The organism is Lentzea sp. HUAS12 (genome assembly GCF_024125735.1).
In the GTDB taxonomy this organism is placed as follows: domain Bacteria; phylum Actinomycetota; class Actinomycetes; order Mycobacteriales; family Pseudonocardiaceae; genus Lentzea; species Lentzea albida.
Map to the genome: position 1 here is coordinate 3,779,871 of NZ_CP099738.1, position 25,399 is coordinate 3,805,269.

Below are 25,399 nucleotides of genomic sequence, written 5' to 3' on the forward strand. Positions count from 1 at the left end.
CGGGCGCGGTCACCAGCCGGTGGACGCGGCCGCCTTCCACTCGGCCGCGTCCGCCGGCCTCCCGAAGAGGTAGCCCTGCGCGTACGAGCACCCGGCGTCCCGCAGCCAGTCCGCCTGCTCCGGCGTCTCGATCCCCTCGGCGACCGTCTTCGCGCCCAGCACCTCGGCCAGGGCGATGATGCACCGGATCACGCCCTCGGTGCGGCCGTTGCGGCCGAGGGCCCCGGTGAACGAGCGGTCGATCTTCACGACGTCGAACGGGTAGCGCTGCAGGTAGCTCAGCGAGGAGTAGCCGGTGCCGAAGTCGTCGAGCGCCACGCGGATCCCCGCCTCGCGCACGGCCACCAGGCTCCGCATCGCCGGTTCGTCGGCCCAGACGCTCTCGGTCACCTCGACGGTCAACCGGTTCGGCGCCAGTCCCGCGGTGGTGATCACCCGGTCCAGCCGCGGCAGGAAGCCGGGGGTCGCGAGTTCGCGCGTGGAGACGTTCACCGTCACGCCGAGGGACCGCCCCTCGCCGTTCCAGCGCACGGCCTGGCCGCACGCGGCCTCGAGGACCTTCTCACCGAGCGGCACGATGAGGCCGGTCTCCTCGGCCAGTCCGATGAACGCGTCGGGGCCGAGCAGGCCCCTGCCGGGACGCTGCCACCGGACCAGCGCCTCGGCGCTCGTGACCGCGCTCGTCGCGAGGTCGACGATCGGCTGGTAGTGCACGACGAGCTCGCCGCCGTCGATGGCGGTGCGCAGGTCCACCTTGTCTCGTTGCCGGGCGAGCGCCTGCTCCCCCATCTCCCGCCGGAACCGGCGCACCCGGTTGCCGCCGTCCCGCTTCGCGACGTACATCGCGGTGTCGGCGTCCCGGAGCAGGCCGGCCGCGTCCGCACCGGCCTGCGACACGGCGGCGCCGACGCTCGCCGCGAACGGTTCCGCGGCGCCGTTCAGGCTCTGCAGCACGGACTTCGCGAGCCGCACGGTGTCCCGCACGTCGAAGCCGGGAGCGAGCACGGCGAACTCGTCACCGCCGAGACGGCCCGCGACGGCCTTGGGAGGCAGGGCGGAACGCACGCGGGCGGCCGCGGCCTGGAGGTACCGATCGCCCACTTCGTGACCGTCGGCGTCGTTGACGTCCTTGAACCTGTCCAGGTCCACGACCAGAAGTCCGACGACGGTCTCGGCGCCCATGGCCTCCCGCACGAGGTGCAGGAAGTGCGCCCGGCTGGCCAGCCCGGTCAGCTCGTCGCGTTCCGCCTTGTCGCGCAACGCCGCTTCCCACTGCCGACGTGCGCTCACGTCCACGGCGGCGACGACCGCGTGGTCGGGCCCGGTGTCCTGTTCGACCGGACCGGTGTGGACGGAGAGCACCAGACCGTCGCGCGGCTCCACCTCGACGGCGTTCTCGGCGCACCCGTCGCGGCAGCTTACGATGCCGACTCCGTGCGGGCACACCACGGTCCCGGCGTCGTCGCCCCAGCCGAACATCTCGCGGGCGCGGGCGTTGTGCAGCCGCGGAGTTCCGTTCTCGTCGAGCAGCGCCAGCCCCACCGGGGTCGCCTCCAGCAACGCCCCGACGGTCCGGCGCGCGGTCTGCTCCGCCCTGACCGCGCGGACCGTCTCGTGCAGCGCGAAGGTCCCGATCACCAGGCCCAGCAACGGCATCACCGCGGCCATCACCACGTCGGGGTCGACGCGGTCGAGCCGCGACAGGGACAGGCCGAACCCTCCCGCGTAGCCGCCCAGGCCCACGAGCGACTTCACCGGGTACCGCCACGGACCTGCGTGCAACGCGCGCCGCGTCGTCGCGCCGAACAGGAACGCGAGCACCGGCTGCGCGGCGGGGAGAACGAGCACCGCACCGGCCGTGGCGACCCCTTCGACGACCGCGACCGCCCAGCCGTCGTACCGCGGCCGCACCCACCACGAGCCCAGCACGAGCAGGACCACCGCGGCCAGGACGACACGGGCGATCCCGTTCCCGGCCACGAGCAGATTGCCCACCAACGCGGCGCCGCCCAGCCACGCGAACACATTGGTGAGCAATCGAACTGCGCGCAACGGATCGCGGGGCGCACGACTTCCCGACTCGTTCACCAGCCCGGTCGCCATCGCACCGGACCCGTGCGAACCCGCCACACCTGTTGCCCCCATGGATTCGAGGTGAATCGGCTGTCCAGCTCAACAAAGAATGCACTATCTGCCGAAAACCGGTCACGGTACAGCCGCCGATCGGGTACCTGGGCCACGAACGAGCCGTTGACCGTACAGGTACCAGACAGGTACGTTCGCTGTATGACCAACGAGGCCGGTGCCGCTCGCGTCCGATCGTCGCTCAAGCGGCAGGAGGTCGCCGACCGGCTGCGGGAGGCGATCAGATCGGGTGAGCACCCGGCCGGATCCCTGCTTCCGGGCGAGAACGAGCTGGCGCGGCGGTTCTCCGTCAGCCGCAGCACCATCCGCGGCGCGCTGGAGGGCCTCGCCAGGGACAACCTGATCGAGACGCAGACCGGGGTCGGGTCGTTCGTCACCTTCGACGGCCGGCAGTTGGACGAGTCGCCGAGCTGGGGTCTCGCGCTCGCGATGACGGGCATCCACACCCGCGCCGAGGTCGTCCGGATGGAGCGCGTGGTCGACCCCGACCTGGCGGCCACCGTGGGCGCGGGCTCCATGGAGTTCCTGGCGCTGGACCGGATCCGCCGGCTCACCGACGACGGCACCGCCGTGTCGCTGGAACGCAGCCGGGTGCCCGCGGTCGGCGCGGTCGCACGCGTTCCCGAGGACGGGCTCACCGACGACTCGCTGGCCGAGACGATGGCGGCCGCCGGGCTGGTGCCGGCGCGCGGGGACCAGTGGATCGCGGTCGCGGCCCTCGGCGAGCAGGACGCGCGGCTGCTCGGGCGGGAGCCGGGCGAGATGTTCCTGCACACGACCCGCATCGCGCGGGACGCGGACGGCGGCTTCGTCGAGAAGGTCGTCAGCTGGCTCGACCCCGCCCGCTTCCGCCTGCACGTGAGCTTCGGGGGCTGAGCCGGTGGACCTCCACGACCGCGCGCTGGCCGCCTTCCGCGGACTGGCACTGGGGGACGCGCTGGGCATGCCCACGCAGTCGATGTCCCGCGCCGAGATCCTCGCCGACCACGGGCCGATCACCGGGCTCGCCGATGCCGGGCCGCGGCAGCGCATCGCCGCCGGCATGGCCGCAGGGTCGATCACCGACGACACCGAGCAGGCCGTGCTGCTCGCCGAACTGCTGGTCGAGGGCGGCGGCACCGTCGACCCGGTCGTGCTGGCGCGGCGGTTGCTGGCCTGGGAGGACCGGATGCGCGAGCGCGGGTCGCTCGACCTGCTCGGCCCGTCCACGAAGGCGGCGCTGGCCCGGCTGGAGGAGGGCGTCCCGGCCGGCGAGGCGGGCAGGACGGGTGCCACGAACGGCGCCGCCATGCGCATCACCCCGGTCGGAATAGCCGTGGACGCGGCCGACTTGACGTCCTTTGTGGACGTTGTCGCGCGCACCAGCGCGCCCACGCACAACACGGGCATCGGCATCGCCGCGGCGGCCGCCGTCGGTGCCGCGGTGAGCGCGGGTGTGGGCGGCGCGACCCTGCCCGAGGCCGTCGAGGTCGCCGTCGCCGCGGCTGACGAGGGCGGGCGGCGCGGGTACTGGGTGGCCGGTGGCTCGATCGCGGCCCGCCTGCGCTGGGCACTCCCCCACCTCGCGTCCCTCGGGGCCGCGGAGCGGCAGACGGCGTTGATCGACGTCGTCGGCACGTCCGTGGCGGCCCAGGAGTCCGTGGTCGCCGCGCTCGCCCTGGCAGCGCTGGCCGACGACCCGTGGGACGCGCTCTGCCAGGCGGCGGGTCTCGGTGGGGACACCGACACCATCGCCGCCATGGCGGGCGCGGTCCTCGGCGCGACCCACGGCGGTTCGGCGTGGCCCGCCGCCGCGGTCGCCACCGTCGAGCAGGTCAACGACCTCGACCTCGCCCCGCTCGTCAGCAAGCTGCTCGACCTCCGAGGAAGGCCGTAGAGCCGAAGCGTTTCCGTCACCGTCGTCTGGAGACCGTCATGTCCACCACCACCCGCGGCGCGCTGAGCGCCGTCGAGCAGCGCGGCATCGAGCCCGTGCCCGCCGCCGACCGCAACGGCAACCCCCTGCAGCTGTTCTGGGTGTGGTTCGCGGCCAACATCTCCATCCTCGGCCTGCCGCTCGGCGCCACGCTGGTCGCGTTCCAGTTCCTCAACGTCTGGCAGGCGCTGGTCGTCGCCGCTGTCGGCGCGGCGGGCTCGTTCGCGGTGGTCGGCGTCGTGTCGGTGGCCGGGCGGCGCGGCGGGGCACCGAGCATGACGTTGTCGCGCGCGGTCTTCGGTACCCGCGGCAACGCCGGGCCCACGCTGGTCGCCCTGGCGTCGCGGCTCGGCTGGGAGACGGTCAACACCACCACCGGCGCGTTCGTGCTGCTGTCGCTGTTCACCATCGCGTTCGGCACGGCGACCGGCGCGAAGTCGGTGCCGGTGCTCACGATCGTCGCGATCGGGGTCTTCGAGCTGTGCACGCTGCTGGTGTCCGGGCTCGGTCACGCGGCGATCCTGGTCATCCAGAAGTGGGCGACGTGGATCTTCGGCGCCCTGAACGTGGTCGTCGGCGTCGTGCTCGTGGCCACTGTGGACTGGAGCGCCGTCGCGGCGATGCCCGCGGGCCCGCTCACCGCCGTGCTGGCGGGCATCGGCGTGATCGCGGGCGGCACGGGCATCGGCTGGGCCAACGCGGGGGCCGACATGGCCCGGTACCAGAGGACGAGCGTGCGGGCGGGCCGCCTGATCAGCGCGAGTGCGGCCGGCGCCGGTATCCCGCTGGTGCTGCTGATCGGCCTCGGCGCGCTGCTCACGGCGGGCGACGACTCGCTCGCGTCCGCGTCGGACCCGGTCGCCGCGATCCGCGAGCTGCTGCCGTCGTGGATGGCCGTGCCGTACCTGATCGCCGCGTTCGGCGGACTGCTGCTGTCGAACCACCTGTCGGTCTACTCGGCCGGGCTCACCACGCTGACGCTGGGCGTGCGGGTGCCGCGGGTGTACGCGGTCGCGTTGGACGTGACCGTCACGTTCCTCGGCGCGATCTACTTCATGCTGGTGGCCGAGAACTTCTACGGCCCGTTCATCAGCTTCATCTCCCTGCTGGCCATCCCGATCACCGCGTGGCTCGGTGTCTTCCTGGTCGACATGGTCAGGCGCCGCCACTACGACCCGGCGGGCCTGCTCGACATGACCCGGAGCGGCGCCTACTGGTACCGCGGCGGTGTGGAGTGGCGTGCGACCGGGGCCTGGGCCGTCGCCCTCGTCGTGGGTTATGTGTTGCTCGCCAACGGGTTCAGCTCGATCGGCTGGATCGTCACGTTCGTCGTCGCGGCGGCGGGCTACTTCGCCCTGGGCGGTGCCCGTGACTGACGCGCGGCTGATCTCGACCGGCAACGTGATCGTCGACGTCGTGATGACCGTCGACCGCATCCCGGAACCGGGCGGCGACGTCATCGCCACGAGTTCGCGGATGGTCGCGGGCGGCGGCCTCAACACCCTCGTCGCCGCCCTGCGCACCGGCCTGCCCGTCGTGTTCGCCGGGCAGTACGGCACCGGCCCGATGGGGGACATCGTCCGTGCCGCACTGGCCGCGAGCGGCGCCGAGATCGTCCAAACAGGACTGGAAGACGTCGACAGCGGCTACTGCGTCGCCCTGGTCGACGCGACCGCCGAGCGCACGTTCGTGACGACCGTCGGCGCCGAGGGCAGGCTGACCCGCGACGACCTGGACCGCGTGCACGTCACCGGGCTCGACCTGGTCCACGTCTCCGGCTACAGCCTCGCCCACCCGGTCAACGCGGCGGCGCTGTCCGGCTGGCTGCCCGGCCTGCCCGCCGGCACCAGGGTGATCACCGACCCGTCGCCGCTGGTCGGTGACCTCGACCCCGTGCTGCTCGGCGCGGTGCTCGCCCGCACCGACGTGCTCACGGCCAACGCGCGGGAAGCGACGATCATGACCGGCGTCGCGGACCTCGCCGCCGCCGCGGCCGCCCTCGTCCCGCGCATCCGCGCCGGTGGGTTCGCCGTGGTGCGCGACGGCGCGTCGGGCTGCCTGCTCGCGGGAGCGCCGATCGGCCCGGAACCGGTGCGGGTGCCCGGTTTCCCGGTGCACGCGGTCGACACCAACGGCGCCGGTGACGCGCACGCCGGGGTGCTGGCCTCGGCCCTGGCCGCCGGTTCGCCCCCGATCGCGGCGGTGCGGCGGGCCAACGCCGCCGCCGCGGTCGCCGTCACGAGGTCCGGTCCGGCCACCGCTCCGACGACCGCCGAACTCGACGCGTTCCTGCGCGACGCCGACCACCTGAAGCCCGCTTCAGGTTGAGGCGCCCCGGTTTTTGCGGCCTGCGGGCCTCCTGTGGTGGACTCTCGTCAACACCGATCGGGGGTCGGTGGGGGTGGACCGGGGGGTCACAGGTGAAGATCGATACCACGGGGTTCCGCCGTGCCACGGCAACGGCGACCACGGCGCTTTTGTTGCTGACAGGCACACTTCCGGCGGCTTCCGCACAGCCGTCGTCCGCGGTCCAGCCGAACTCGGTGCCGCCGGCGCTGCCGCCCGGCACCCCGCCGCCGAGGGACACGGGCGGGCCGGACGTGCCGTACGAGCCGACCGGCAAGGGCTGCGTCACGTCCGACACCAAGAACGAGCTGATCGAGCAGATGCCGTGGGGCCAGGTCCACCTGAACCTCGAGCAGGCGCACCGGTTCGCGACCGGCAAGGGCGTCAAGATCGCGATCATCGACACGGGTGTCGACCCGCGCAACCCGCGCTTCGGCGGCCGCGTCGTTCCGGCCGGTGAGTACGTCAGCGGGACCAAGAACGGCGCGGACGACTGCGACGGCCACGGCACCGAGGTGGCGGGCGTCGCGGCGGCGGCGAGGACCGAGGGCGACTTCGTCGGCGCGGCACCGGGGGCGACGATCCTCGCGATCCGCCAGACCAGCGATCGCTTCGAGTTCAAGGGCGACGCCACCAGGGAGAAGCGGACCTCCGCCGGCAAGGTCTCGACGCTGGCGCAGGCGATCGTGCGCGCCGCGGACCAGGGCGCCGGGGTCATCAACATCTCCCTGACGAACTGCGGCACCCCCCAGGACTTCAGCGCGGACGACCGGGCGCTGCAGGCCGCGATCCGGTACGCGGTCGACGTCAAGAACGCCGTGGTCGTGACGGCGGCGGGCAACCTCGACCCCAAGGCCGGCTGTCCACTGCAGAACAACAACATCGACCCGGCGAGGGTCAGTTCGATCTCGTCACCCGCGTGGTTCGCCGACGACGTGCTGTCGGTGGCGTCGATGGCGCGCTCCGGCGAGGTGTCGGGCTTCAGCGTCTGGGGCCCGTGGGTCAGCATCGCCGCGCCGGGCGAGGAGATCATCTCCGTCGACCCCAAGGGCACCGGCCTGACGAACTCGAACGTGAAGGCCGACGGTGAGCAGAAGATCCAGGGGACGAGTTTCGCGGCCCCCTACGTCTCGGGCATCACCGCGCTGGTGCGCGAGCGGTTCCCGGACCTCAAGGCGCGCCAGGTGATGGACCGGCTCAAGGCCACCGCGCTGCACCCCGGCAACGTGTCCGGAAGGGACCACCGGGTCGGCTTCGGCATGGTGAACCCGGTGGCCGCGCTGACAGCGGTGCTGCCCGCCGAGTCCGCCGGTTTCCCGAGCCCCAGGCAAAGGGAGATCCTCACGACCGTCACCCCGCCACCGGGCCGCGACTGGCCACCGGTGGTCGTGGCCCTGAGCGGCGTCGGCATCGGTTTCGGGCTGCTGATGCTGACGCTGCTCGTCCTCAACTCGATCGAGCGGCGACGGCGTGCGAAGCTCGGCGGATGAACTTCAGCCACCCCGACGACCTGCGGGGCGCCACCTTCACCGACGTGAGCCTGCGTGGTGCCCGGTTCACCCGAGCGGACTTCTCCGGCGTGGTGCTGCGCGCGGTCGAGGTCGGCGGCACGGACATCGACGCGCCGTGGCTGCTCGACGGCAGGAACACGTTGCTGGTCAACGGTGTCGACGTCACACCGTTCGTCGACGCCGAACTGGACCGGCGCTTCCCCGGCCGCTCCGAGCGCCGCGCGCAGGACCCGGACGGGCTGCGCGCGGCGTGGGCGAAGGCGGAGACCGCCTGGGCCGCGGCGGTCGAGCGGGTCGCGGCGCTGCCACCGGGCACCCAGGACGTCTCGGTGGACGGCGAGTGGTCGTTCGCCCAGACCGTCCGCCACCTCGTCATGGCGACCGACACCTGGCTCGGCAAAGCGGTCCTCGGCCGGGAGAAGCCCTACCACCCGCTCGGGATGCCGAACGCCGAGTACGAGACCGACGGCCACGACCTGTCCGTCTTCGTCTCCGGCGTCCCGCCCTACGCCGACGTGCTGGCGGCCAGGGCAGACCGGACGGCGATGGTCCGCGACTTCCTGGCGACCGCGACACCGGCCGACCTCGCCGTGGTGCGGGCGAATCCGTGGGGTCCGGAGCACCCCGAGACCACGCTGTCGTGCCTGCACACCATCCTCGAGGAGGAGTGGGAGCACCTGCGCTACGCCACGCGCGACCTCGACACCATCACCCGCGGCTCTACTTCGTAGACCCGGCCAGCACCCCCTGCACGAAGTACCTCTGGAACACCAGGAACACCGCCAACGGCACGACCATCGACAGGAACGCGCCGGTCGACAACATGTCGATGTTGGTGCCGAACTGCCGCAACTGCGCCCGCAGCGCCACCGTGATCGGCGCCGAGTCCTGGTCCGCGAACACCAGCGCCACCAGCAGGTCGTTCCACACCCACAGGAACTGGAAGATCGTCAGCGACGCGATCGCCGGCTTCGCCACCGGCAGGATGACGCGCTTGAAGATCACCCACTCCGTGGCGCCGTCCATCCGCGCGGCCTCGATCAGGTCGCGCGGGATGCCGGTGAAGAAGTTGCGCAGCAGGAAGATGGCGAACGGCAGGCCGAACGCGACGTGGAACAGCACCACGCCGGTGATCGTGCCGAACAGGCCTAGCGCGCCGAACAGCTTCGCCACCGGGATCAGCGCCACCTGGATCGGCATGACGAGCAGCCCCACCACGACGACCGTCAGCGTCTCGCGGCCCGGGAACTCGATCCACGCCAGGGCGTACGAGGCCAGCGACGCCATCACGACGACCAGAACCGTTGCGGGCACGGCGATGTAGAAGGTGTTGAGGAACGACTGCCACACCGCCTGGTTCGCCACCAGGTCGGTGTAGTTGGCCAGCGTCAGCTCGGCGGGCTTGGTGAACACGGTCCACCAGCCGCTCGCGGTGTTGGCCGACTCGTCGCGCAACGACGCGATCAGCAGGCCGAACACCGGAACGAGCCAGAAGACGGCCACCAGGGCGAGCACGACCTGCACGACCCCGTTGCCGAGCCTCGACACCAGCCGCGTCAGGAAGCCCCGCTTCGGTGTTCCCGAGACCGGCACGTCGATGCGGACCTCGTCCGCCACAGCAGTCACGACCGCTCCCGTCGGAATCGGCGGATGTTGAACAGCATCGCGGGCGCCACCAGCAGGAACAGGATCACCGCGAGCGCGCTGCCCGCTCCCTGGTCGCCGCCCGTGCCGAAGGACACCTGCCACATCTGCAGGGCCAGCACGTTGGCCTCGGACTGCACCGAGCCCGGCGCGATGACGAACACCAGCTCGAAGATCTTCAGCACGTTGATCACGAGGGTCACGAACACCACCAGCAGCACCGGGGAGAGCAGCGGGATGGTGACGCGTTTGAACACCTGCCACTCCGTCGCGCCGTCGACCCGCGCGGCCTCCAGCGCGTCACGCGGGATCGCCGACAGCCCCGCGGCGATGAACGTGATCGCGAACCCGGTCATGATCCAGATCCACGACGAGATGATCACCGGGGTGATGAACGACGGCCCGAGCCACGTCAGGCCGCGGAACGGCAGCGCGAAGTTCTCGGGAGGCAGCCGCACGGTGACGTCACCGGCGCCGAGGTCCGGGAAGGTGAACCTGCCGTCGTCACCGGTCGTGGTGCGGGCGACGACCTGCCCGTCCCGCACCGCTTCCACGGCCACGCCCGGCAGGCCGCGCTCGGTCGGGTCGACGGTGCCCGCCCTGCCGCCGATCGACACGTCGAGCCACAGCACCCCGCGCAGCTCCCCCGTGCCGGCGGTCGGCGGGGAGGCCGGCAGCGCCTGCGGCGGCACGTCCTGCGGTGGATACCCGATGAGCGGCAACGAGATCGTGTCGCCCGCCCGCGACGGCCGGATCGCGGTGAAGCCCGCTTCCGTTGCGGCGTAACCGTCCCGCGGCCGCGCACCGGGGTACTGCGAGGCCGGGCTGAAGACGTCGTGCACGCCCACCGCGACCGCGTTCACGACGCCCTGGTTCGGCGCCTCCTCGTACACGAGCCGGAAGATGATGCCGGAGGCGAACAACGAGATCGCCATGGGCATGAACAGCACGAGCCGGAACGCCGTCGCCCACCTGACGCGTTCGGTCAGCACGGCGAGGATCAGGCCGATGCCGGTGACGGCCGCAGGCGCGACCACCACCCAGATCACGTTGTTGCGGAAGGCGATCAGCGTGCGCGGGTCGGTGAACGTCTCGACGTAGTTGCCCAGGCCGACGAACTCGTCACCCGAGGCGTCGAAGAAGCTGCGGATCAGCGAGTACACCAGCGGGTACAGCACCAGCGCCGCGAGCACCACCAGTGCGGGGAGCAGGAACGGGATCGCCTGCCGGGGCGAGCGCCCCGGCGCGGCGTCCACGTTCGGACTGAAACTCCGCCTTCTGGGCGTCATGCGCCGTAGGCCTTCGCCGCGTTCGCTTCCAGGCGCGCCATGATGCCGTCGACGTTCTTCGGGTCGGCCAGGAAGTCCTGCAGGTCCTTCCACTCCCCCGCGCCCTTCGTGCCACCGAACGCGGCCGGTGCGAGGTCGGACATGTCGAACCGGACGTTGTCCCCGGCGTCGACGATCCGCCGCGCGAGGTCCTGCGTCACGGCGTCCGGGTACGAGCTCTCCGGGATGTCCTTGTTGGGCGAGAGGAACCCGCCGAGCTCGGCCCACACCTTGCCGGACTCCGGCGAGGCCAGGTACTTCATCAGCTCGGTGGTCGCCTTGTCGTCCTTGAACTGCACGGCCATGTCACCGCCGGCGACGACGGCGTCCTTGCTGCCCGAGACCGACGGGAACGGGAAGAACTTGGCGTCCTGGCCGACCTTCGCCTTCGTGTTGGTCGTGATGATGCTCGCGACGAAGTCCGCCTCGAACACCATCGCGGCACCGGAGGGCTCGCCGAAGACGGTGATGACGGACTTCGGGAACTCCGTCTGCAGCGCGCCGGGCGCGATCAGGGTCGGGTCGCCCCAGAGCTTCGCCAGCTCCTCCAACGCCTTGCGCACGGTCGGGTCGGTCCACGGGATCTCGTGCTTCGCGAGCTTGTCGTAGTTCTCCGGGCCCGCGGTGCGCAGGTAGACGTTCTCGAACCAGTCGGTGAGCGTCCAGCCGTCCGCACCGCCGACCGACACCGGCGCGAGACCCGTCTCGGAGATCGCCTTGCTGACCTTGATCAGGTCGTCCCACGTCGCGGGCGGCGTCGCGCCGACCTGCTGGAAGGCCTTCTCGCTGTACCAGAACGCGGACTTGTTGGCCGTCTTGAAGGTGAAGCCGTAGAGCTTGCCGTCGACGCTGCCGAGCTGCTTCCACACGGCCGCGTTGTGGTCGGTGACGGCCTTCTCGACGTCGGCGCCCACCGGCTTCAGCGCGCCCGCCTTCGCGAACTGGGCGACGAGACCGGGTTGCGCGATCAGGGCGACGTTCGGTGGTGTGCCGCCCGAGATCCTGGTCTGCACGACCGTCGGCAGCTCGTCCCCGGCGGGTGTGTACCTGACCTCGGCGCCCGTCTTGTCGGTGAACACCTTCAGCACCTGCTCGAAGGCCTTCTGCTCGTCGCCGGTCCACGGTCCGACGACCTCGACGGTCTGACCCTTGAGGTCCTCAGAAGTCCCGGTTCCCGCGGCACCTCCGGAGCACGCGGCGGCGGTGAGTGCGAGCAGCGCGATCCATTGCTTCCCCATTGAAGCTCTCCTACTTCCAGATCGAGGACCCGGTGGCCGGGTCGAAGAAGTGCAGCCGGGAGGTGTCCACCCTGGCGGCGACGGGTTGTCCTTCGTAGATGCGGGTGCGCGGGCTGAACCGTCCGACGAGGACGGTCCCCTTGCCGCCGGTGCCGGGCAGGTCGTCGGTGCCCGCGTCCCTGGCGAGTTCGCGGGTGTCGTCGGTGACGACGGGCGGGACGTCGACGGGGAAGTGCACGAGCACGTCGGACCCCATCGCTTCGACGAGATCGGCGACGGAGTGCAGGATCTCGCCCTCCTGCGCGTCGGCCAGGGCGGTGTCCTCCATGTCCTCCGGGCGGATGCCGACCACGACGTCACCGCCGACGTACTGCTCGAGCTTCGGGCGTTGGCGCAGCACGGACTCCGGCAGCAGCAACGCGTCGGAGCCGAGCGAGACCCAGAACCGGTCGTCGCCGTCCCGGTCGAGCTTCGCGGACACGAGGTTCATGCCCGGCGAGCCGATGAAGCCCGCGACGAACAGGTTGACGGGCCGGTCGTAGAGCTCCTGGGGAGGACCCACCTGCTGGAGCACCCCGCGGCGCATGACGGCCACGCGGTCGCCGAGCGTCATGGCCTCGGTCTGGTCGTGCGTGACGTACACGGTCGTCACGCCGATCTCGCGCTGGATCCGCGCGATCTGCGCCCGCATCTGCACGCGCAGCTTCGCGTCCAGGTTGGACAGCGGCTCGTCCATCAGGAACGCCTGCGGGGCCCGCACGATCGCCCGGCCCATGGCGACGCGCTGCCGTTGCCCGCCGGAGAGGTTGCGGGGCTTGCGATCGAGGTGCTCGGTCAGTTCGAGGACCTCGGCGACCTCGCGCACGCGGTGGTCGATCTCGGACTTGGGGAGCTTGCGCAGCGTGAGGCCGAACGCGATGTTGTCGTACACGTTCAGGTGCGGGTAGAGCGCGTACGACTGGAACACCATCGCAACATCGCGATCGCGCGACGGCACGTCGTTCACGACCTTCTCACCGATGTGGATCGTGCCCTCGGTGATCTGCTCGAGCCCGGCGATCATGCGCAGCGCCGTCGTCTTGCCGCAGCCCGACGGGCCCACGAGCACCAGGAACTCGCCGTCGCGGATCTCCAGGTTGAGGTCGGTGACGGCACGGGTGCCGTCACCGTAGGCCTTGCCCAGCCCCGTCAGAACGACTTCTGCCACGCCCACTCCCCGGTTCGGTGTGACTGCAGACCGTAGAGGCGGCAGCCCTAAGGGAGATTTAAGGACGTAGCACGATCGAGATAAGCTCCCGCCCCCTCTCCCCATCGGCGGGTTCGCTGCTTACCCTGCGTGTATGTCGAAGGTGCTGGTGGTCGAGGACGACCCGGTGGTCCAGGCGGCGCTCGTGCACGCGCTGACCGACCTCGGGCACGTCGTGCAGGCCGTCGGCACCGCCGTGGCCGCGTTGCGCGAAGCCGGCACGTCGGAGCTCGACCTGGTGATCCTCGACCTGGGACTGCCGGACCTCGACGGCGTCGCCGCCCTGCGCATGCTGCGCGGCGTGAGCAACGTCCCGGTCATCGTGGCGACGGCGCGGGGAGCCGAGAGCTCGGTCGTGAGCACGCTGAACGCGGGCGCGGACGACTACATCGTCAAACCGTTCTCGGCCGAGCACCTGGCCGCGCGGATCAACGCCCTGCTGCGCCGCACGGGCACCGGTACGACCGCGTCCGCCGACCTGCTCGCGCTGGGCGATCTCCGCATCGACCTCGCCCAGCGCCTGGCGTCGCTCGGCGAGTCCGCTCTCGCGCTGAGCAGGCGGGAGTTCGACATGCTCGCCTACCTCGCGCAACGGCCGGGGCGGGTGATCTCGCGCCGCGAGCTGATCCAGGCCGTGTGGGGCAACCCGTACGTCGGCGACGACAAGACGATCGACGTCCACGCGTCGTGGTTGCGGCGCAAGCTCGGTGAGACGGCGGCCCACCCCCGTTACCTGCACACGGTCCGGGGAGTCGGGTTCAAGCTGGCGGCGCCCGGATGAGGGCGGTCATCACCCGCGCTCTGCTGCTCGCCACCGGGCTGGTCGCCGTGGTTCTCGTGGCCACCGCCGGGTTTCTGCTCCACTCGCACGCGGTCTCGACGGCCGCCCAGGCCGATCGGCGGGACGCGGCGGTGGTCGCCGGTGTGCTCGCGGTGTCCTCGGACCCCGACGCGGTCCGCGGCACGATCGCCCGGACCACCGCCGGTGCCGAGGGGCGGTTGTCCGTGGTGCTGGAGGACGGCACGCGGCTCGGTGCCGGCGGTGGCCCGCGCGTGGCTTCCGCCGGCGGGTCCGTGGTGTCGGTGGTGCCCGCGTCCGTGCCGTTCCCGCTCCTCCCGGTCCTGCTGGTGTCCGGGATCGCGCTCGTGGCGGTGGGAGTGGCGGTGTGGCTGGGGCACAGGCCTTTCACGCCGGTGCTCGCGGCCCTGCGCGATCTGACCACGTCGGTCGGGCGGCGGGTGCGGCTGCGCGGTCCCCGCGAACTGGAGGCGCTCGCCGAGTCGATCGACGAGGCCTCCTCGCGGACGTCGCAGTTGCTGGCGAAGGAACGGGAGATGATCGCGGACGTGTCGCACCGGCTGCGGACACCGCTCGCGGCCCTGCGGCTCGACGCCGACGCGATCGGCCCCGGCCCCGTCGCCGACCGGATCCGCAGCGCCGTCAGCACGCTGGGCCACGACGTCGACCGGATCATCCAGTCGCTGCACCCGGTCGAGGGCGACACGGCCGGCAAGTGCGACGTGGCGGCGGTCGTGGAGTCGCGGATGGCGTTCTGGTCCGCGCACGCGGCCGACCAGGGCCGCGTGTGCGAGATCGACGTGGGCGAGCCGTGCTGGGTGCTGCTGGCGCCGGACGCGCTGGGTGCCGTGGTGGACACGTTGCTGGAGAACGTCTTCCGGCACACGCCTCCCGCCGCGCCGGTCGGGGTGTCGGTGGTCCGGCACGCCGGGTGGGTGACGCTCGTCGTCGAGGACGGCGGCACCGGGGTCGCCGATCCGTCCTCGGCGTTGCACCGGGGCAGCAGCGGGGGCGGGTCGACGGGGCTGGGTCTCGACATCGCGCGTGCGGCCGCGGAGGCGACCGGGGGCACGATCCACCTCGAGCGCGGACGGCTCGGCGGCGCCCGCGTGCGGTTGCGGTTCTCCGAGGCCAACAGCCACCACGAGCCGGCGAGCCCCCGCGCGTGGCGGCTGTGGCGCGGTCACCCCTGAGGATCAGGCCGCGTCGATCTTGAACGGGTCGTGGTCGGTCAGCAGCTTGTCGAGCCGGGCTCTGTCAACCCGGCTGTGGATGTAGGCGTCCTCCTGCCGGTCCCTGAGCACCTTGGCGAGGGTGAACGCCGAGGTGACGGTGTAGAGCATCGCGATGCTCAGGAACGCGCGCACCCACCCGTCGACGGGCAGGAACACGACTCCGATGGTGACGGCGGTCAGCGAGAGCCCGAACGACAGGACCGCCTGCACGTAGAAGGCCGCGGTCGTCGGGGTGTGCGTGGGCGCGGAGGACGTCATGGTCCGAGAGTCGTGGGTCATCCCCCCGCTGTCATGAGTACGGCTACTCAGTTCTGCTGTTCGGCGCCAAAAAGGTCCATTGTGGAGCGTTCTCCCCGTCGACCGGGAACGAATTCCGACTGGACACATTTCTGGTCACGACGAAACGCCGCGTGCGTGCCGCCGGCTCATCGCCGGTTGGTGCTTTCGGCGCAGAGCCGGATGTCCACCAGGCCAAGGAGACGCGAGCGCCAGGGCCTTCCGGCCCGAGTTCGCCGCGACTTGCGCCGGACCAAAACCTCTTTTATTACATCGAGTTCGTATGCGTGGATTGTTCACCTTGAGTCATGTCGATAGGGTCCGCGTATCAGTACAGGGCATCACGTTAAGGCGGCTTTCTTTGATCGGGCAGCGTGGACGACCGCCGTCGGATGCCGACCTCATCGATGCCGTCAGAGACGGCAGGGTCGAGGAGTACGGCAAGCTCTACGAACGTCACGTGCGCTCGGCGAACATGCTGGCCTTGCAGCTGTCCTCGTCGTCGTCGGACGCCGACGACCTGGTGTCGGAGGCGTTCGCGAAGGTCCTCGCGGCACTGCGCGCCGGCGGCGGTCCGGGCGCGTCGTTCCGGCCGTACCTGCTGACGGCGGTGCGGCACGCGGCGTACGACCGCACCCGCAAGGAGAAGCGGGTCGAGCTGGCCGGTGACGTCGAGGAGGTTCCCGGCGCCGCCAAGGCGACCAGCGTGCCGTTCCGCGACAAGGCAGTCGAGGACCTGGACCAGACGCTGGCGGCGACGGCGTTCGCGACGCTGCCCGAGCGGTGGCGGACCGTCCTGTGGCACACCGCGATCGAGGGCCAGTCACCGGGCGAGATCGCACCGCTGCTCGGCCTGACCCCGAACGGCGTCTCCGCGATGGCGTTCCGTGCGCGCGAGGGCCTGCGCAAGGCGTTCTTGCAGGCACACGTCAACCAGGAACCGGCGGAGACCTGCCGCCCGACTGTGACGAAGCTCGGCGCCTGGACGCGCGGCGGCCTCAAGGGACGCGACGCCGTCCACATCGACGAGCACATGGACACCTGCGCCGAGTGCCGCAAGCTCGCCAGCGAGCTCTCCGACGTGAACGGCGCGCTGCGCGGTCTCGTCGCCCCCATCGTCCTGGGCACGGGCACCGCCGGCTACCTGGCCGCGGCGGCGACCGCGACCAAGGGCGCCGTCGTCACCCTCAGCGCGGCCTCGTGGCTGGGCGTGGCCGCCTCGGCCGCGGCGGTCGTCGTGGTGGCCTCGGGCGTCGTCGTCAGCTCGGGCAACGGACCCGTCACCACGGTCGTCGGCGCTGCCCCGACCAGCACGAGCGTCTCGGCGGACGCCGCGACGAGCGAGTCGGGCACGACGCCGAGTGCGGGCGCCACGCCGACGAAGGGCACCTCGGCGGGAACGGCCGCGCAGGGCACCACCGGCGCGAACCGGCCCGCGACGACCACGAACAACACCGTCGTCCCCGCGGGCGAGGCCGAGCTGTCGGGGTCGGCGCCCAGCGGGATCACCATGACCACCGACGGCCCGGCCAACGAGATGAACGTCAGCATCACCAACAACGGCGACGCGCCCACGACGGTGCCGACGCTGACGCTGACCATGCCCGACAAGATCAAGACGGTCGGGGCGGGCAAGACCTCGGTGGGCCTCATCGCCTGCCCGGCCGGCAAGGGCGTCGTCACGTGCGAGGGCGGCCAGACGCTCGCCCCCGGCCAGACGATCACCTTCCGCGCCCGGCTGCAGGCGGGCAACAAGGCGGGTGACGGGGTCATCACCGGGGTGGCGGGACCGGTCGAGGTCAGCATCCCGATCACCATCGTCCAGGCGCAGGGCTGAGTCCACTTCGGACAGCGGGATCGGTCCTCACGCCGCACCATGGGCGGGTGGAGGAGCTCACCGAGGCGCTGACCGGGCTGGAACTGCCGTTCCGCACGCTCGTCGACGACTCGGAGTGGGCGCACGCGAGCGTGGAGGGCCTGGTGCTCGACCTCGGCACCTGGTGGTCGGCCGGCCCGGCGACCCGGCTGCAGCCGCAGGTGACGTTCAGCGACGCCTTCAGCGAGGTGGGCCGGAACCACGGCGCGGTGTACGTCGAGGGGTACGTGTGGAGCGGCGGGCAGGCGGTCGCGGCGGCGTGGTGCGGGCTCGGCGGCGCGGTCCTCTACGGACCCCGTGCCGAGGCGTACCTCGGGGTGCCGCTCTCGCCGCACTTCTGCCGCAGGACCCAGCAGCGCAACGGAACGGCCGCGGTGCTCATGAGCAAGCACCCGCGGCTGCTGCCGTTGCTGCGGGACGGACTGCCGCGCGGCGCGGTGCTGCCCGGCGGGAGGCCGGGCCCGCGGTCAGGCGGTGCCTAGCGCCGCGAACCTCTCGTCCGCCTCCCGCTGGTGCCGGGCGGCCTCGGCCGGGTCGCTGACGGCGTGGGCGAGGTGTTTGTGCGCGTTCGCCGCCTCACGCCTGTCGTCGATCCGTTCGGCCAGTTCCAGCGCCTCGCGCAACGGCGCGATGGCCTCGTCCGGACGTCCCGCGGCGGTCAGCACCTCGCCGAGGTAGTTCAGCACCACCGTTTCCGTCGTGACGTCACCGATCGCGCGCACGGCCTGGAGAGCCGACTCCAGCGCTTCCAACGCCTCGTCGTGCCGGCCCATGGCGTGCAGGATCATGCCGAGCGCGCTCCGGGTGTCCGCCTCGTCGCGGCGGCTGCCCATCTCGCGCATCAACTCGAGTGCCGCCGTGCACGCCTGCAACGCCTCGTCGTAGCGGCCGAGCGCGCTGTAGATGTTGCTGACGTTGCTCATCGCCTGCGACTCGAGGTGCCGGTCACCGAGCTGCCGCGCCACCGTGATGGCCTGTTCCAGCAGCTCAGCGGCCTCGGCGTGGCGTTCGAGGGTGCGGTAGACCAGCGACAGGTTGTTCAGCGTGCCCGCCACGCCCTGCAGGTCGCCCAGCTCGCGGAGCATCTCGATGGCACGTTCGTTGTAGTGGATCGCCTTCGGGTACTGCGCGGTCTGCCAGAACACCATCGCGTAGTTCTTCGTGGTGATCGCGAGCGCGACCGGCTCGTCCTTCGCGGCCTCCAGCGCCAGTTCGTTGATCGTGGCCCAGTCACGCGTGTGGCCGCGCACCATGCAGAAGAACGTCAACGCGCGTGCGAGCTGCCACGTGTGTGTGCGCCAGCCACCGTCGAGAGACAACGCCACGGCGGCGACGAGCGTCTGGCGTTCGGTCTCCAACCACTCGACCGCGTGGTCGTAGTCGCGCAGCACCAGCCGCGAGGCCGGCCGGTAGGTGATGTCGACCTCGTACTTGCGCGCGGCGGGCGACATCAGCCGCGTCGCCTGGTTCGCCGTGTCCAGGAAGTGGTCGAGCAGCCTCGTCAGCGGCGCGCGGGTGCCGTCCACCTTGGACTGCGCGTACTGCCGCAGCAGGTCGTGCATCCGGTAGCGGCCGAGCGTCGTCGCCTCCAGCAGGTGCACGTCGACGAGGTCCTCGAGCATCCCGTCGCACTCCAGCAGGTCGAGCTCGCCCAGCGCCGCGGCCTGGTCGACGTCGAAGTCCGTGCCGTGGTGCAGGCCCAGCAGGCCGAAGAGCCGCTGGTGAGCGGCGGGGAGCTGGCCGAACGACAACGCGAAGACCGCGTCCAGCTCGGATAATCGTCCCTCGCGCAGCCGCGTCGCGAGGTGGGCGGTGGTCCAGGTGGGACGGCTGCGGAGCCGTCCGGCGGCCAGGCGCACGGCCAGCGGCAGCCGTCCGCACAGCTCGACGACCTCGCGGGCCGCGTCGTCGGTGCCGCGTTCGTCGCCGACGATCGTCGCGAACAGCTGCAACGCCTCCGCCTCGGACAGCACGTCCAGCGTGAGCGTCGACGTGCCCTCCAGCTCGACCAGCCGCGCACGGGACGTGACCAGCACCAACGAGCCCGGCACGCCCGGCAGCAGCGGACGGACCTGGTCGGCGCTCACGGCGTTGTCGAGCACGACGAGCAACCGTCTGCGCGAGAGCTCCGCACGCCACATGGCGGCCCGTTCGTCCAGGCTGACCGGGATCTCTTCCAGCCCGAGCGCGCGCAACAGCACGTCGAGCGCGTCTGTCGGTTCGACGGGCGCACGGCCCGCAGTGTGCGCGTGCAGGTCGATGAACAGCTGACCGTCCGGATACTCCAGACGGTGCGCCAAGTGCACGGCGAGCGTCGTCTTGCCGACGCCCGGCATGCCGTCGATCGCGGAGATCACGACCGCCGACTTCCCGGTGACGGCCCTGGTCAGCCGTTCGATCTCGGCCGCGCGGCCGGTGAAGTCGGCGACGTCGCGCGGGAGCGTGTTCAGGGCGGGCCGCGGCTCGTCCCCGCGCAGCAGCCGCGCGTGCAGGTCCCGCAGTTCCCCGCCCGGATCGGTGCCCAGTTCGTCGGCGAGCAGCACCCGCACGTCCTCGAACGCCTGCAACGCCTCGGCGGGCCGGTTCGCCCGTTGCAGCGCGTGCATGAGCTGGAGCCAGAGCTGTTCGCGCAGCGGGAACTGCTTGGTCAGCCGCCTCAGTTCGGCGATCAGCCGCTCGCCCTGGCCCAGCTCGATCGACAGCCGCGCGTGCTGCTCGGCGACGGTGAGCCGCCGTTCCTGCAGCAGCGTGAGCTCGGCTTCGAGCCGCGGCCCCACGGTGAGGCCGTCGAGCGCCGGGCCGCGCCACAACCGCAGCGCCTCGCCGTACCGCGCGACCGCCTCCCGGTGATCACCCTGCTTCAGCGCTTCGTCGCCCGCCTCGCAGAGCCGCTCGAAGACCGCGACGTCCACCTCGTCGCCCGGCACCACGAGCCGGTAGCCGCCGGGAACGGTGACGAGGTCGTCCAGCACGAGCTTGCGCAGGGCGGCGACGTAGGTCCGGATGTTCGATTCGGGAGCAGCGGGTGGAGATTCCCACACCGCCTCGCTCAGATGTTCAAAACTGACCGTCTCGTTGGCGTGCAGTGCCAACGCTGCCAGCAGTGCCCTTTGCCGGGGCCCGCCCAGCCGCAGTTCCACGCCCCCACGCCAGATCTGCAGCGGCCCAAGAAGCCGATACCGCACTGACCCTCCTCGGGGGGCATGGTGCCAGAACTCGGGGGTGCTGTGCGGAATTTGTGCGGACGATCTTGGAAACTCGGCTCACGCCGCTGTGAAGAGGGGGAACGAAGATGGCCCTGAGCAGATCGTGGTCCGGCCAGGCAGCCTAGGATGACCGCATGACCGAGACGGCGAAGCGACGTCCCGGCCCCCGGATCGAAGAGGTCGCGCGGGTCGCCGGGGTGTCGAAGTCGACCGTCTCGCGCGTCATCAACGACGAGCAGTACGTCAGTGCGAAGGCCCGGGAGGCCGTGCACGCCGCCATCGCCGAGCTGGGGTACTCCCCCAACCAGGCCGCGCGCGCACTCGCCGGCAACCGGGCCAACGCCATCGCCCTGGTGGTCTCGGAGCCGACCGGCCGCGTGCTGTCCGACCCGTTCTTCGCGGGCGTCCTGCGAGGCGTCCACTCCGAGCTCGCCGGCCGCCACATGCAGCTGCTGCTGATGATGAGCCAGCCCTCCGACACCGACGACCTGGTGGCGTACCTGAGCAGCGGCCACGTCGACGGCGCGCTGCTGGTGAGCCTGCACGGCGAGGACCCGCTGGTGCCGATGCTCGCGAACCTCGGCCTGCCGGTGGTCTCCGGCGGCCGTCCCCTCGGCGCCACGGTCCCGTTCGTGGACGCCGACAACTTCACCGGCGCCCTGGAGGCCGCGCGGCACCTGGCGTCCCTGGGCCGCAAGCGCATCGCGACCGTGGCGGGCCCCAAGGACATGGCCGTGGGCGCCGACAGGCTGAGCGGCTTCAAGCGGGGCCTCGGCGAGGCAAAGCTCCCCGCGACCCTGGTGGCCCACGGCGACTTCACGCCGGAGAGCGGCGCGCGGGCCATGGAGTCGTTGCTGCGCAAGGCCCCCGACCTCGACGCGGTGTTCGTCGCCGCGGACATCATGGCGCTCGGCGCGTTGCAGGTGCTGCACGCACAAGGCCGCCGGGTGCCCGAGGACGTCGCCGTGGTGGGGTTCGACGACTCGGTGTTCGCCTCGACCGCCACGCCGCCGCTCACGACGATCCGGCAGGACGTCGAGGAGCTCGGGCGCACGATGACGTGGCGGCTGCTCGCGGAACTGGCGGGCGAGGCGGGGCTGCCGCCGTCGCTGCTGCTGCCCACGTCGCTCGTCCTGCGCTCCAGCGCCTGAAAAGACCTTCATCGGTGAGCCTCCCCCATCCGTGACGGACCGCCCTGGGTTTTCACTCGTTCGGCACAGCCTCGAGGCACTGCCGGTAACACCTCGTACGACTTCTCGATGGTGAGCGCGTAAGCACTCACCCGAGGGAGTTGCGACAGTGATCGAGAACTCGGCGGCCGGTCTCGTGATGGTCCCCGGCGAGGTGACGGTGACCGTCACCGGCGAGCAGCACCACCAGGACGTGCTGTCGCGCTACGCGGTTCCGGACGGCGTGACGCGCCACGTCGCCGTGAACCTGACGTGGTGCGCGATCGCCTCCGGCAAGTACCGGGGCCACCGCGGCATCGAGGTGCGGCTCGACGGGTACCGCGTCGGCGAGCTGACTTTCCTGATGTCGCAACGGTATGCGCCCGTGCTGATGCACGTGGAGTCCGGCGGCGGGGCGACCGGGTGCACGGCGTTCGTCCAGCGCGGGAGCAACGGGCTGCTGCAGATCTTCCTGCGGATGCCGCGCGAGATCCCCCGTGGTGCGGTCGTGCCCGTCATGCCGGCGCGCAAGTCGTGGGTGGCGCCGGTGGCGATCAGCGCCGCGGCCCTGCTCGGGTTCTTCTTCGTCGTCGGCATCATCGGCTCGGCGGTCGACGGGAACAAGGCGGCGGGGCTTTCCACCACCACCGCTGCTCCTACGACGACAACGACCACGACCGTGGCACCACCGACCAGCACCACGACGACGACCACTTCCCCCACGACAACGACTACGACCACCACCACTGCGCCCGCGGCCGTCGCGCAGCCCAAGCCGCAACCCCAACCCCAGCCGCAGCCGAACCCCCAGCCCCAGCCGCAACCGCAGCCCGCCCCGAAGCCCCAGCCGCAGTGCGATCCGAACTACAGTGGTTGCGTGCCGATCGCCTCGGACGTGGACTGCGCGGGCGGTTCCGGCAACGGGCCCGCGTACGTGGCCGGCCCCATCCGCGTCATCGGCACGGACATCTACGGGCTCGACAGCGACAAGGACGGCACGGCCTGCGAATGAGGATTCCCGAGGACGTGCTGCGCGCTGCCGGCCCGGTGACCGGGTGGTCCGACGACCACGAGGGCCTGTCCGGCGACGTGTGGCACGTCGGTTCCCGCTACGTGAAGCGCTCGGGCGCCGAGGAGCACGCCCGGTTGCTGTGGCTGGGTGAGCACTTCGAGGTGCCGGAGGTCCAGGTGTTCGCCGACGGCTGGCTGGTGCTGGCCGACGTCGGCGCACCCTCGCTGGCCAAGGCCGACCCCGTGCTCGCGGGAACCGTCATGGGTGAGGTGCTGCGGGCGTTGCACTCGGTGCCGGTCACCTCGTGCCCTCACGACGCCAGGGTCGCGGTCGTCGTCGAGCAGGCGCGGCACAACGTCGAAGCCGGTCTCGTGGACCCGGACGACTTCGACGACGACAACCTCGGTGCCACGCCGCAGGAGTTGCTGGAGCGACTGGTCGCCACCGCGCCCGCGACCGAGGACCTGGTGGTGGCGCACGGGGACTTCTGCCCGTCGAACGTGCTGCTGCGCCCCGACGGCTCGACCGTGCTGATCGACGTGGCGCGGCTCGGCGTGTCCGACCGGCACCGCGACCTGGCGCTGGTGCACCGCGAACTGAGCGGGGAAGCCGTAGACGCTTTCGACCGCGCCTACGGCCTCACCCCCCGCCCGTCGGCGCTCGCCTGGTATAGGCTGCTCGACGAGTTCTTCTAGGGCCCGTACCGAACCGGACCTCGACACACGCCCCTACCCCCGCTCGTACGGCGTCTTCTCCCCCGCCTCCACGGCGAACGCCAGGTGGTTGCCCGCGGGCGGCAGCGGGCACGTGGCGAAGTCGGTGAAGGCGCACGGCAGGTTCGTCGCGCGGTTGAAGTCGAGCACGACCTTGCCGTCGTGCGGGGTGGCGGCGATCTGCCGGTTGGCCGCGTAGGTCGTGACGCCGCTGGTCTCGTCGGTGAACAGGATGCTCAGCCCGCCGTTGCGCCCGTTGAACGCCGTCAGCGCGTGCTCGGTGCCGTTGAACTTGAACCGCACACGGCCCGGTGCCTCGTACACGTGGCTAAGCCCTTCGACCACCGCACCGACCGTCGTGGGGACGGGTGCGTCGAACGGCTCGTATTCGCCCTCCAGCACCCAAGTCTCCTGCGGGTCGTACGCCGGAACGCCCTTGAAGTCCTGCAACACGGGCGCCTTCGGGTCGTGCACGCGGATCAGGTAGCCGCCGCGCCGGGCGACCTCGATCTCCACGTCGCCCGCCACGACACGTTCACCGCCGCCGCTCTGCACGAGCTCGAACCGCTTGGTCTCGCCGTCGTTGCGCCAGTAGGCCGCGTCGTTGTCTTGCCACCACTCGCCCGGTAGGCCCTCATAGGTGCGTGGGGCCGTCTCGAGCCAGTCGAGCGAGACCAGCGCCAGCCACCCGTACGGGTCGGCCAGGTTCGTCTCGCGCTCCGTCTTCCAGGTCTGCCAGTCCTCAGCGAAGCTCATGTCCTTGCGAACAACGGCTCGGCGGCCGCGCTTCCCCGTTCCACGTTGTGGGAAACGAGAGCGTCGCCGAGTTCTGTGCGCGCGTAGACGACGCTTCGGCCGTGGCGTTGCGAGGCCAGAAGTCCGGCGTCACGCAACGCACGCAGGTGCTGGTTCACCGCCGAGGTCGTGACGCCCGTGCGTCGTGCGATGTCGGTGGACGACCGCGGTTGTGCCAGCTCGGCCAGCAGGTCCGCCCGCACCTGGCCGAGGACACCGGCGAGCGCCTCCGGCCCTCGGCAGCGTCCGGTCTCCCACACCGTTCCGGCGCCACGGGCGGAGTAGATCAGCAACGGCGGTGCGCCTGGGTCGACGGGCACGGCCGTGCGTCGCGCGAACACGCTGGGCACGAGCGTGAGCCCGTGTCCGCCGGCCTCGACCCGCCGCGGCGGCGCCCCCGCGATGCGGACCTGGACCACGGGGCTCGTGAAGGTGATCCGTTCGGAGATCCCCGAGAGCATCACCGCGAGGCCGTGCTGGGCCATCGCGCGGCCGCGGTGGGCGATGTCGGTCTCGAGCACCGCGCGCATCCGTTCCCACTGCCCGGACAGAGCCGTGTGCCAGTAGGACTCCAGCGCGCCGAGCACCCTGTGGCGGTCGCGCAGCGCGTCCGGCACGCCTCCGAACAGCGCTCGGAAGTCACGCCGCATGGCGCGGGTGGAGGTCTCGCGCAACGCCGCGAACTCGTCCTCGATCCTCGTGAACGGCGTGGTCGGGCGGGGGCTCAGGAAGTCCGGCGTCCAGCCGCGTTCGGTCGACAGCGCCAGCAGGACCTCGGCGTCGACATCGCGGATTCCGCGCGCCCACGGCAGGTGCAGCGGGTACTTGGCCGGGTTCTTCAGCACGCGCAGGCTGAGCGTCAGTTCGTTCAGGGGCGACACGGCGAACCGCACGTCCACCAGGTCGGACTCACCGAGCACGAACTCGATCATGTAGTACAACGCT

Annotated in this window: 22 protein-coding genes; 13 read left to right on the top strand and 9 right to left on the bottom strand. The window is 71.4% G+C overall.

Features of this window, described 5'->3' with window-relative positions:
• Positions 1-9 precede the first annotated feature (9 nt).
• Positions 10-2,145 carry a bifunctional diguanylate cyclase/phosphodiesterase gene (locus ND450_RS16505; protein ID WP_253327005.1) on the bottom strand — a complete coding sequence of 712 codons (2,136 nt, stop codon included), beginning with the start codon at positions 2,143-2,145 and terminating at the stop codon, positions 10-12.
• Positions 2,146-2,286: 141 nt separating this feature from the next.
• Here ND450_RS16505 and ND450_RS16510 point away from each other — a divergent pair, with 141 nt between their 5' ends.
• The 6 genes from ND450_RS16510 to ND450_RS16535 all read left to right on the top strand — a co-directional run bounded on the left by ND450_RS16510 (position 2,287) and on the right by ND450_RS16535 (position 8,648).
• Complete coding sequence (locus ND450_RS16510) at positions 2,287-3,021, top strand: GntR family transcriptional regulator (protein ID WP_253327006.1); 735 nt, start codon at positions 2,287-2,289, stop codon at positions 3,019-3,021.
• 4 nt (positions 3,022-3,025) lie between these two features.
• Positions 3,026-4,021, top strand: a complete 996-nt coding sequence (locus tag ND450_RS16515) for an ADP-ribosylglycohydrolase family protein (RefSeq protein WP_253327007.1) — start codon at positions 3,026-3,028, stop codon at positions 4,019-4,021.
• Between the two features lie 38 nt (positions 4,022-4,059).
• Complete coding sequence (locus ND450_RS16520; protein WP_253327008.1) at positions 4,060-5,436, top strand: cytosine permease; 1,377 nt, start codon at positions 4,060-4,062, stop codon at positions 5,434-5,436.
• A complete protein-coding gene (locus ND450_RS16525) occupies positions 5,429-6,388 on the top strand; it encodes a PfkB family carbohydrate kinase (protein ID WP_253327009.1) in 960 nt (319 codons plus the stop codon). The genes ND450_RS16520 and ND450_RS16525 overlap by 8 nt, the downstream gene beginning before the upstream one ends.
• 92 nt (positions 6,389-6,480) lie before the next feature.
• Entirely contained in the window at positions 6,481-7,896 is a 1,416-nt protein-coding gene (gene mycP, locus ND450_RS16530; RefSeq protein ID WP_253327010.1) for a type VII secretion-associated serine protease mycosin, read from the top strand.
• On the top strand, positions 7,893-8,648 hold the full coding sequence (locus tag ND450_RS16535) for a DinB family protein (protein WP_253327011.1): 756 nt from the start codon (positions 7,893-7,895) through the stop codon (positions 8,646-8,648). Before mycP ends, ND450_RS16535 begins: the two co-directional genes overlap by 4 nt.
• On the opposite strand, the gene ND450_RS16540 is transcribed toward ND450_RS16535, so the two are convergent.
• The 4 genes from ND450_RS16540 to ND450_RS16555 are packed head-to-tail and all read right to left on the bottom strand — an operon-like array spanning position 8,638 to position 13,334.
• Complete coding sequence (locus ND450_RS16540) at positions 8,638-9,543, bottom strand: carbohydrate ABC transporter permease (protein ID WP_253327012.1); 906 nt, start codon at positions 9,541-9,543, stop codon at positions 8,638-8,640. The two genes, ND450_RS16535 and ND450_RS16540, sit on opposite strands and share 11 nt — an antisense overlap.
• A complete protein-coding gene (locus ND450_RS16545) occupies positions 9,540-10,817 on the bottom strand; it encodes an ABC transporter permease subunit (RefSeq protein ID WP_253327013.1) in 1,278 nt (425 codons plus the stop codon). Before ND450_RS16545 ends, ND450_RS16540 begins: the two co-directional genes overlap by 4 nt.
• 29 nt (positions 10,818-10,846) lie before the next feature.
• Positions 10,847-12,127 (bottom strand): ABC transporter substrate-binding protein, encoded by a 1,281-nt coding sequence (locus tag ND450_RS16550; RefSeq protein ID WP_253327014.1) that lies wholly within the window; start codon positions 12,125-12,127, stop codon positions 10,847-10,849.
• Positions 12,128-12,137: 10 nt separating this feature from the next.
• Entirely contained in the window at positions 12,138-13,334 is a 1,197-nt protein-coding gene (locus ND450_RS16555) for an ABC transporter ATP-binding protein (RefSeq protein ID WP_253327015.1), read from the bottom strand.
• Between the two features lie 133 nt (positions 13,335-13,467).
• Between ND450_RS16555 and ND450_RS16560 the strand changes: the two genes are divergently transcribed.
• On the top strand, positions 13,468-14,154 hold the full coding sequence (locus ND450_RS16560; RefSeq protein WP_089911785.1) for a response regulator transcription factor: 687 nt from the start codon (positions 13,468-13,470) through the stop codon (positions 14,152-14,154).
• On the top strand, positions 14,151-15,365 hold the full coding sequence (locus ND450_RS16565; RefSeq protein ID WP_253327016.1) for a sensor histidine kinase KdpD: 1,215 nt from the start codon (positions 14,151-14,153) through the stop codon (positions 15,363-15,365). Before ND450_RS16560 ends, ND450_RS16565 begins: the two co-directional genes overlap by 4 nt.
• 3 nt (positions 15,366-15,368) lie before the next feature.
• On the opposite strand, the gene ND450_RS16570 is transcribed toward ND450_RS16565, so the two are convergent.
• Positions 15,369-15,665, bottom strand: coding sequence for a YiaA/YiaB family inner membrane protein (locus ND450_RS16570; protein WP_253327017.1), 297 nt, complete (start codon positions 15,663-15,665; stop codon positions 15,369-15,371).
• A 379-nt stretch (positions 15,666-16,044) separates the two neighbouring features.
• On the opposite strand from ND450_RS16570, the gene ND450_RS16575 reads away from it, so the two are divergent.
• Positions 16,045-17,520 (top strand): sigma-70 family RNA polymerase sigma factor, encoded by a 1,476-nt coding sequence (locus ND450_RS16575; RefSeq protein ID WP_253327018.1) that lies wholly within the window; start codon positions 16,045-16,047, stop codon positions 17,518-17,520.
• A gap of 47 nt (positions 17,521-17,567) precedes the next feature.
• The gene (locus ND450_RS16580; protein WP_253327019.1) at positions 17,568-18,041 is read left to right on the top strand and encodes a hypothetical protein; all 474 of its coding nucleotides are present in this window, start codon (positions 17,568-17,570) and stop codon (positions 18,039-18,041) included.
• Here the strand turns inward: ND450_RS16580 and ND450_RS16585 are convergent.
• Positions 18,027-20,699, bottom strand: coding sequence for a BTAD domain-containing putative transcriptional regulator (locus ND450_RS16585; RefSeq protein ID WP_253327020.1), 2,673 nt, complete (start codon positions 20,697-20,699; stop codon positions 18,027-18,029). The genes ND450_RS16580 and ND450_RS16585 overlap by 15 nt on opposite strands.
• A 200-nt stretch (positions 20,700-20,899) precedes the next feature.
• On the opposite strand from ND450_RS16585, the gene ND450_RS16590 reads away from it, so the two are divergent.
• The 3 genes from ND450_RS16590 (at position 20,900) to ND450_RS16600 (ending at position 23,641) form a co-directional block, all read left to right on the top strand.
• On the top strand, positions 20,900-21,916 hold the full coding sequence (locus tag ND450_RS16590) for a LacI family DNA-binding transcriptional regulator (RefSeq protein WP_253327021.1): 1,017 nt from the start codon (positions 20,900-20,902) through the stop codon (positions 21,914-21,916).
• A gap of 148 nt (positions 21,917-22,064) precedes the next feature.
• Positions 22,065-22,946: a hypothetical protein gene (locus ND450_RS16595; RefSeq protein ID WP_253327022.1), complete on the top strand. Its 882-nt coding sequence runs from the start codon at positions 22,065-22,067 to the stop codon at positions 22,944-22,946.
• The gene (locus tag ND450_RS16600) at positions 22,943-23,641 is read left to right on the top strand and encodes an aminoglycoside 3'-phosphotransferase (protein ID WP_253327023.1); all 699 of its coding nucleotides are present in this window, start codon (positions 22,943-22,945) and stop codon (positions 23,639-23,641) included. The genes ND450_RS16595 and ND450_RS16600 overlap by 4 nt, the downstream gene beginning before the upstream one ends.
• Before the next feature lie 33 nt (positions 23,642-23,674).
• On the opposite strand, the gene ND450_RS16605 is transcribed toward ND450_RS16600, so the two are convergent.
• Positions 23,675-24,415 carry a DUF1684 domain-containing protein gene (locus tag ND450_RS16605; protein ID WP_253327024.1) on the bottom strand — a complete coding sequence of 247 codons (741 nt, stop codon included), beginning with the start codon at positions 24,413-24,415 and terminating at the stop codon, positions 23,675-23,677.
• Positions 24,412-25,386, bottom strand: coding sequence for a DUF5937 family protein (locus ND450_RS16610; RefSeq protein WP_253327025.1), 975 nt, complete (start codon positions 25,384-25,386; stop codon positions 24,412-24,414). The genes ND450_RS16605 and ND450_RS16610 overlap by 4 nt, the downstream gene beginning before the upstream one ends.
• Positions 25,387-25,399: the final 13 nt, after the last annotated feature.

Excerpts from the sequence above, each read along its gene's own strand:
- ND450_RS16560 (WP_089911785.1), top strand. The coding sequence starts at position 13,468 with ATGTCGAAGGTGCTGGTGGTCGAGGACGACCCGGTGGTCCAGGCGGCG.
- ND450_RS16600 (WP_253327023.1), top strand. The coding sequence starts at position 22,943 with ATGAGGATTCCCGAGGACGTGCTGCGCGCTGCCGGCCCGGTGACCGGG.
- ND450_RS16570 (WP_253327017.1), bottom strand. The coding sequence starts at position 15,665 with ATGACGTCCTCCGCGCCCACGCACACCCCGACGACCGCGGCCTTCTAC.
- ND450_RS16565 (WP_253327016.1), top strand. The coding sequence starts at position 14,151 with ATGAGGGCGGTCATCACCCGCGCTCTGCTGCTCGCCACCGGGCTGGTC.
- ND450_RS16535 (WP_253327011.1), top strand. The coding sequence starts at position 7,893 with ATGAACTTCAGCCACCCCGACGACCTGCGGGGCGCCACCTTCACCGAC.
- ND450_RS16505 (WP_253327005.1), bottom strand. The coding sequence starts at position 2,145 with ATGGGGGCAACAGGTGTGGCGGGTTCGCACGGGTCCGGTGCGATGGCG.
- ND450_RS16550 (WP_253327014.1), bottom strand. The coding sequence starts at position 12,127 with ATGGGGAAGCAATGGATCGCGCTGCTCGCACTCACCGCCGCCGCGTGC.
- ND450_RS16590 (WP_253327021.1), top strand. The coding sequence starts at position 20,900 with ATGACCGAGACGGCGAAGCGACGTCCCGGCCCCCGGATCGAAGAGGTC.
- ND450_RS16605 (WP_253327024.1), bottom strand. The coding sequence starts at position 24,415 with ATGAGCTTCGCTGAGGACTGGCAGACCTGGAAGACGGAGCGCGAGACG.
- ND450_RS16510 (WP_253327006.1), top strand. The coding sequence starts at position 2,287 with ATGACCAACGAGGCCGGTGCCGCTCGCGTCCGATCGTCGCTCAAGCGG.
- ND450_RS16610 (WP_253327025.1), bottom strand. The coding sequence starts at position 25,386 with ATGATCGAGTTCGTGCTCGGTGAGTCCGACCTGGTGGACGTGCGGTTC.
- ND450_RS16520 (WP_253327008.1), top strand. The coding sequence starts at position 4,060 with ATGTCCACCACCACCCGCGGCGCGCTGAGCGCCGTCGAGCAGCGCGGC.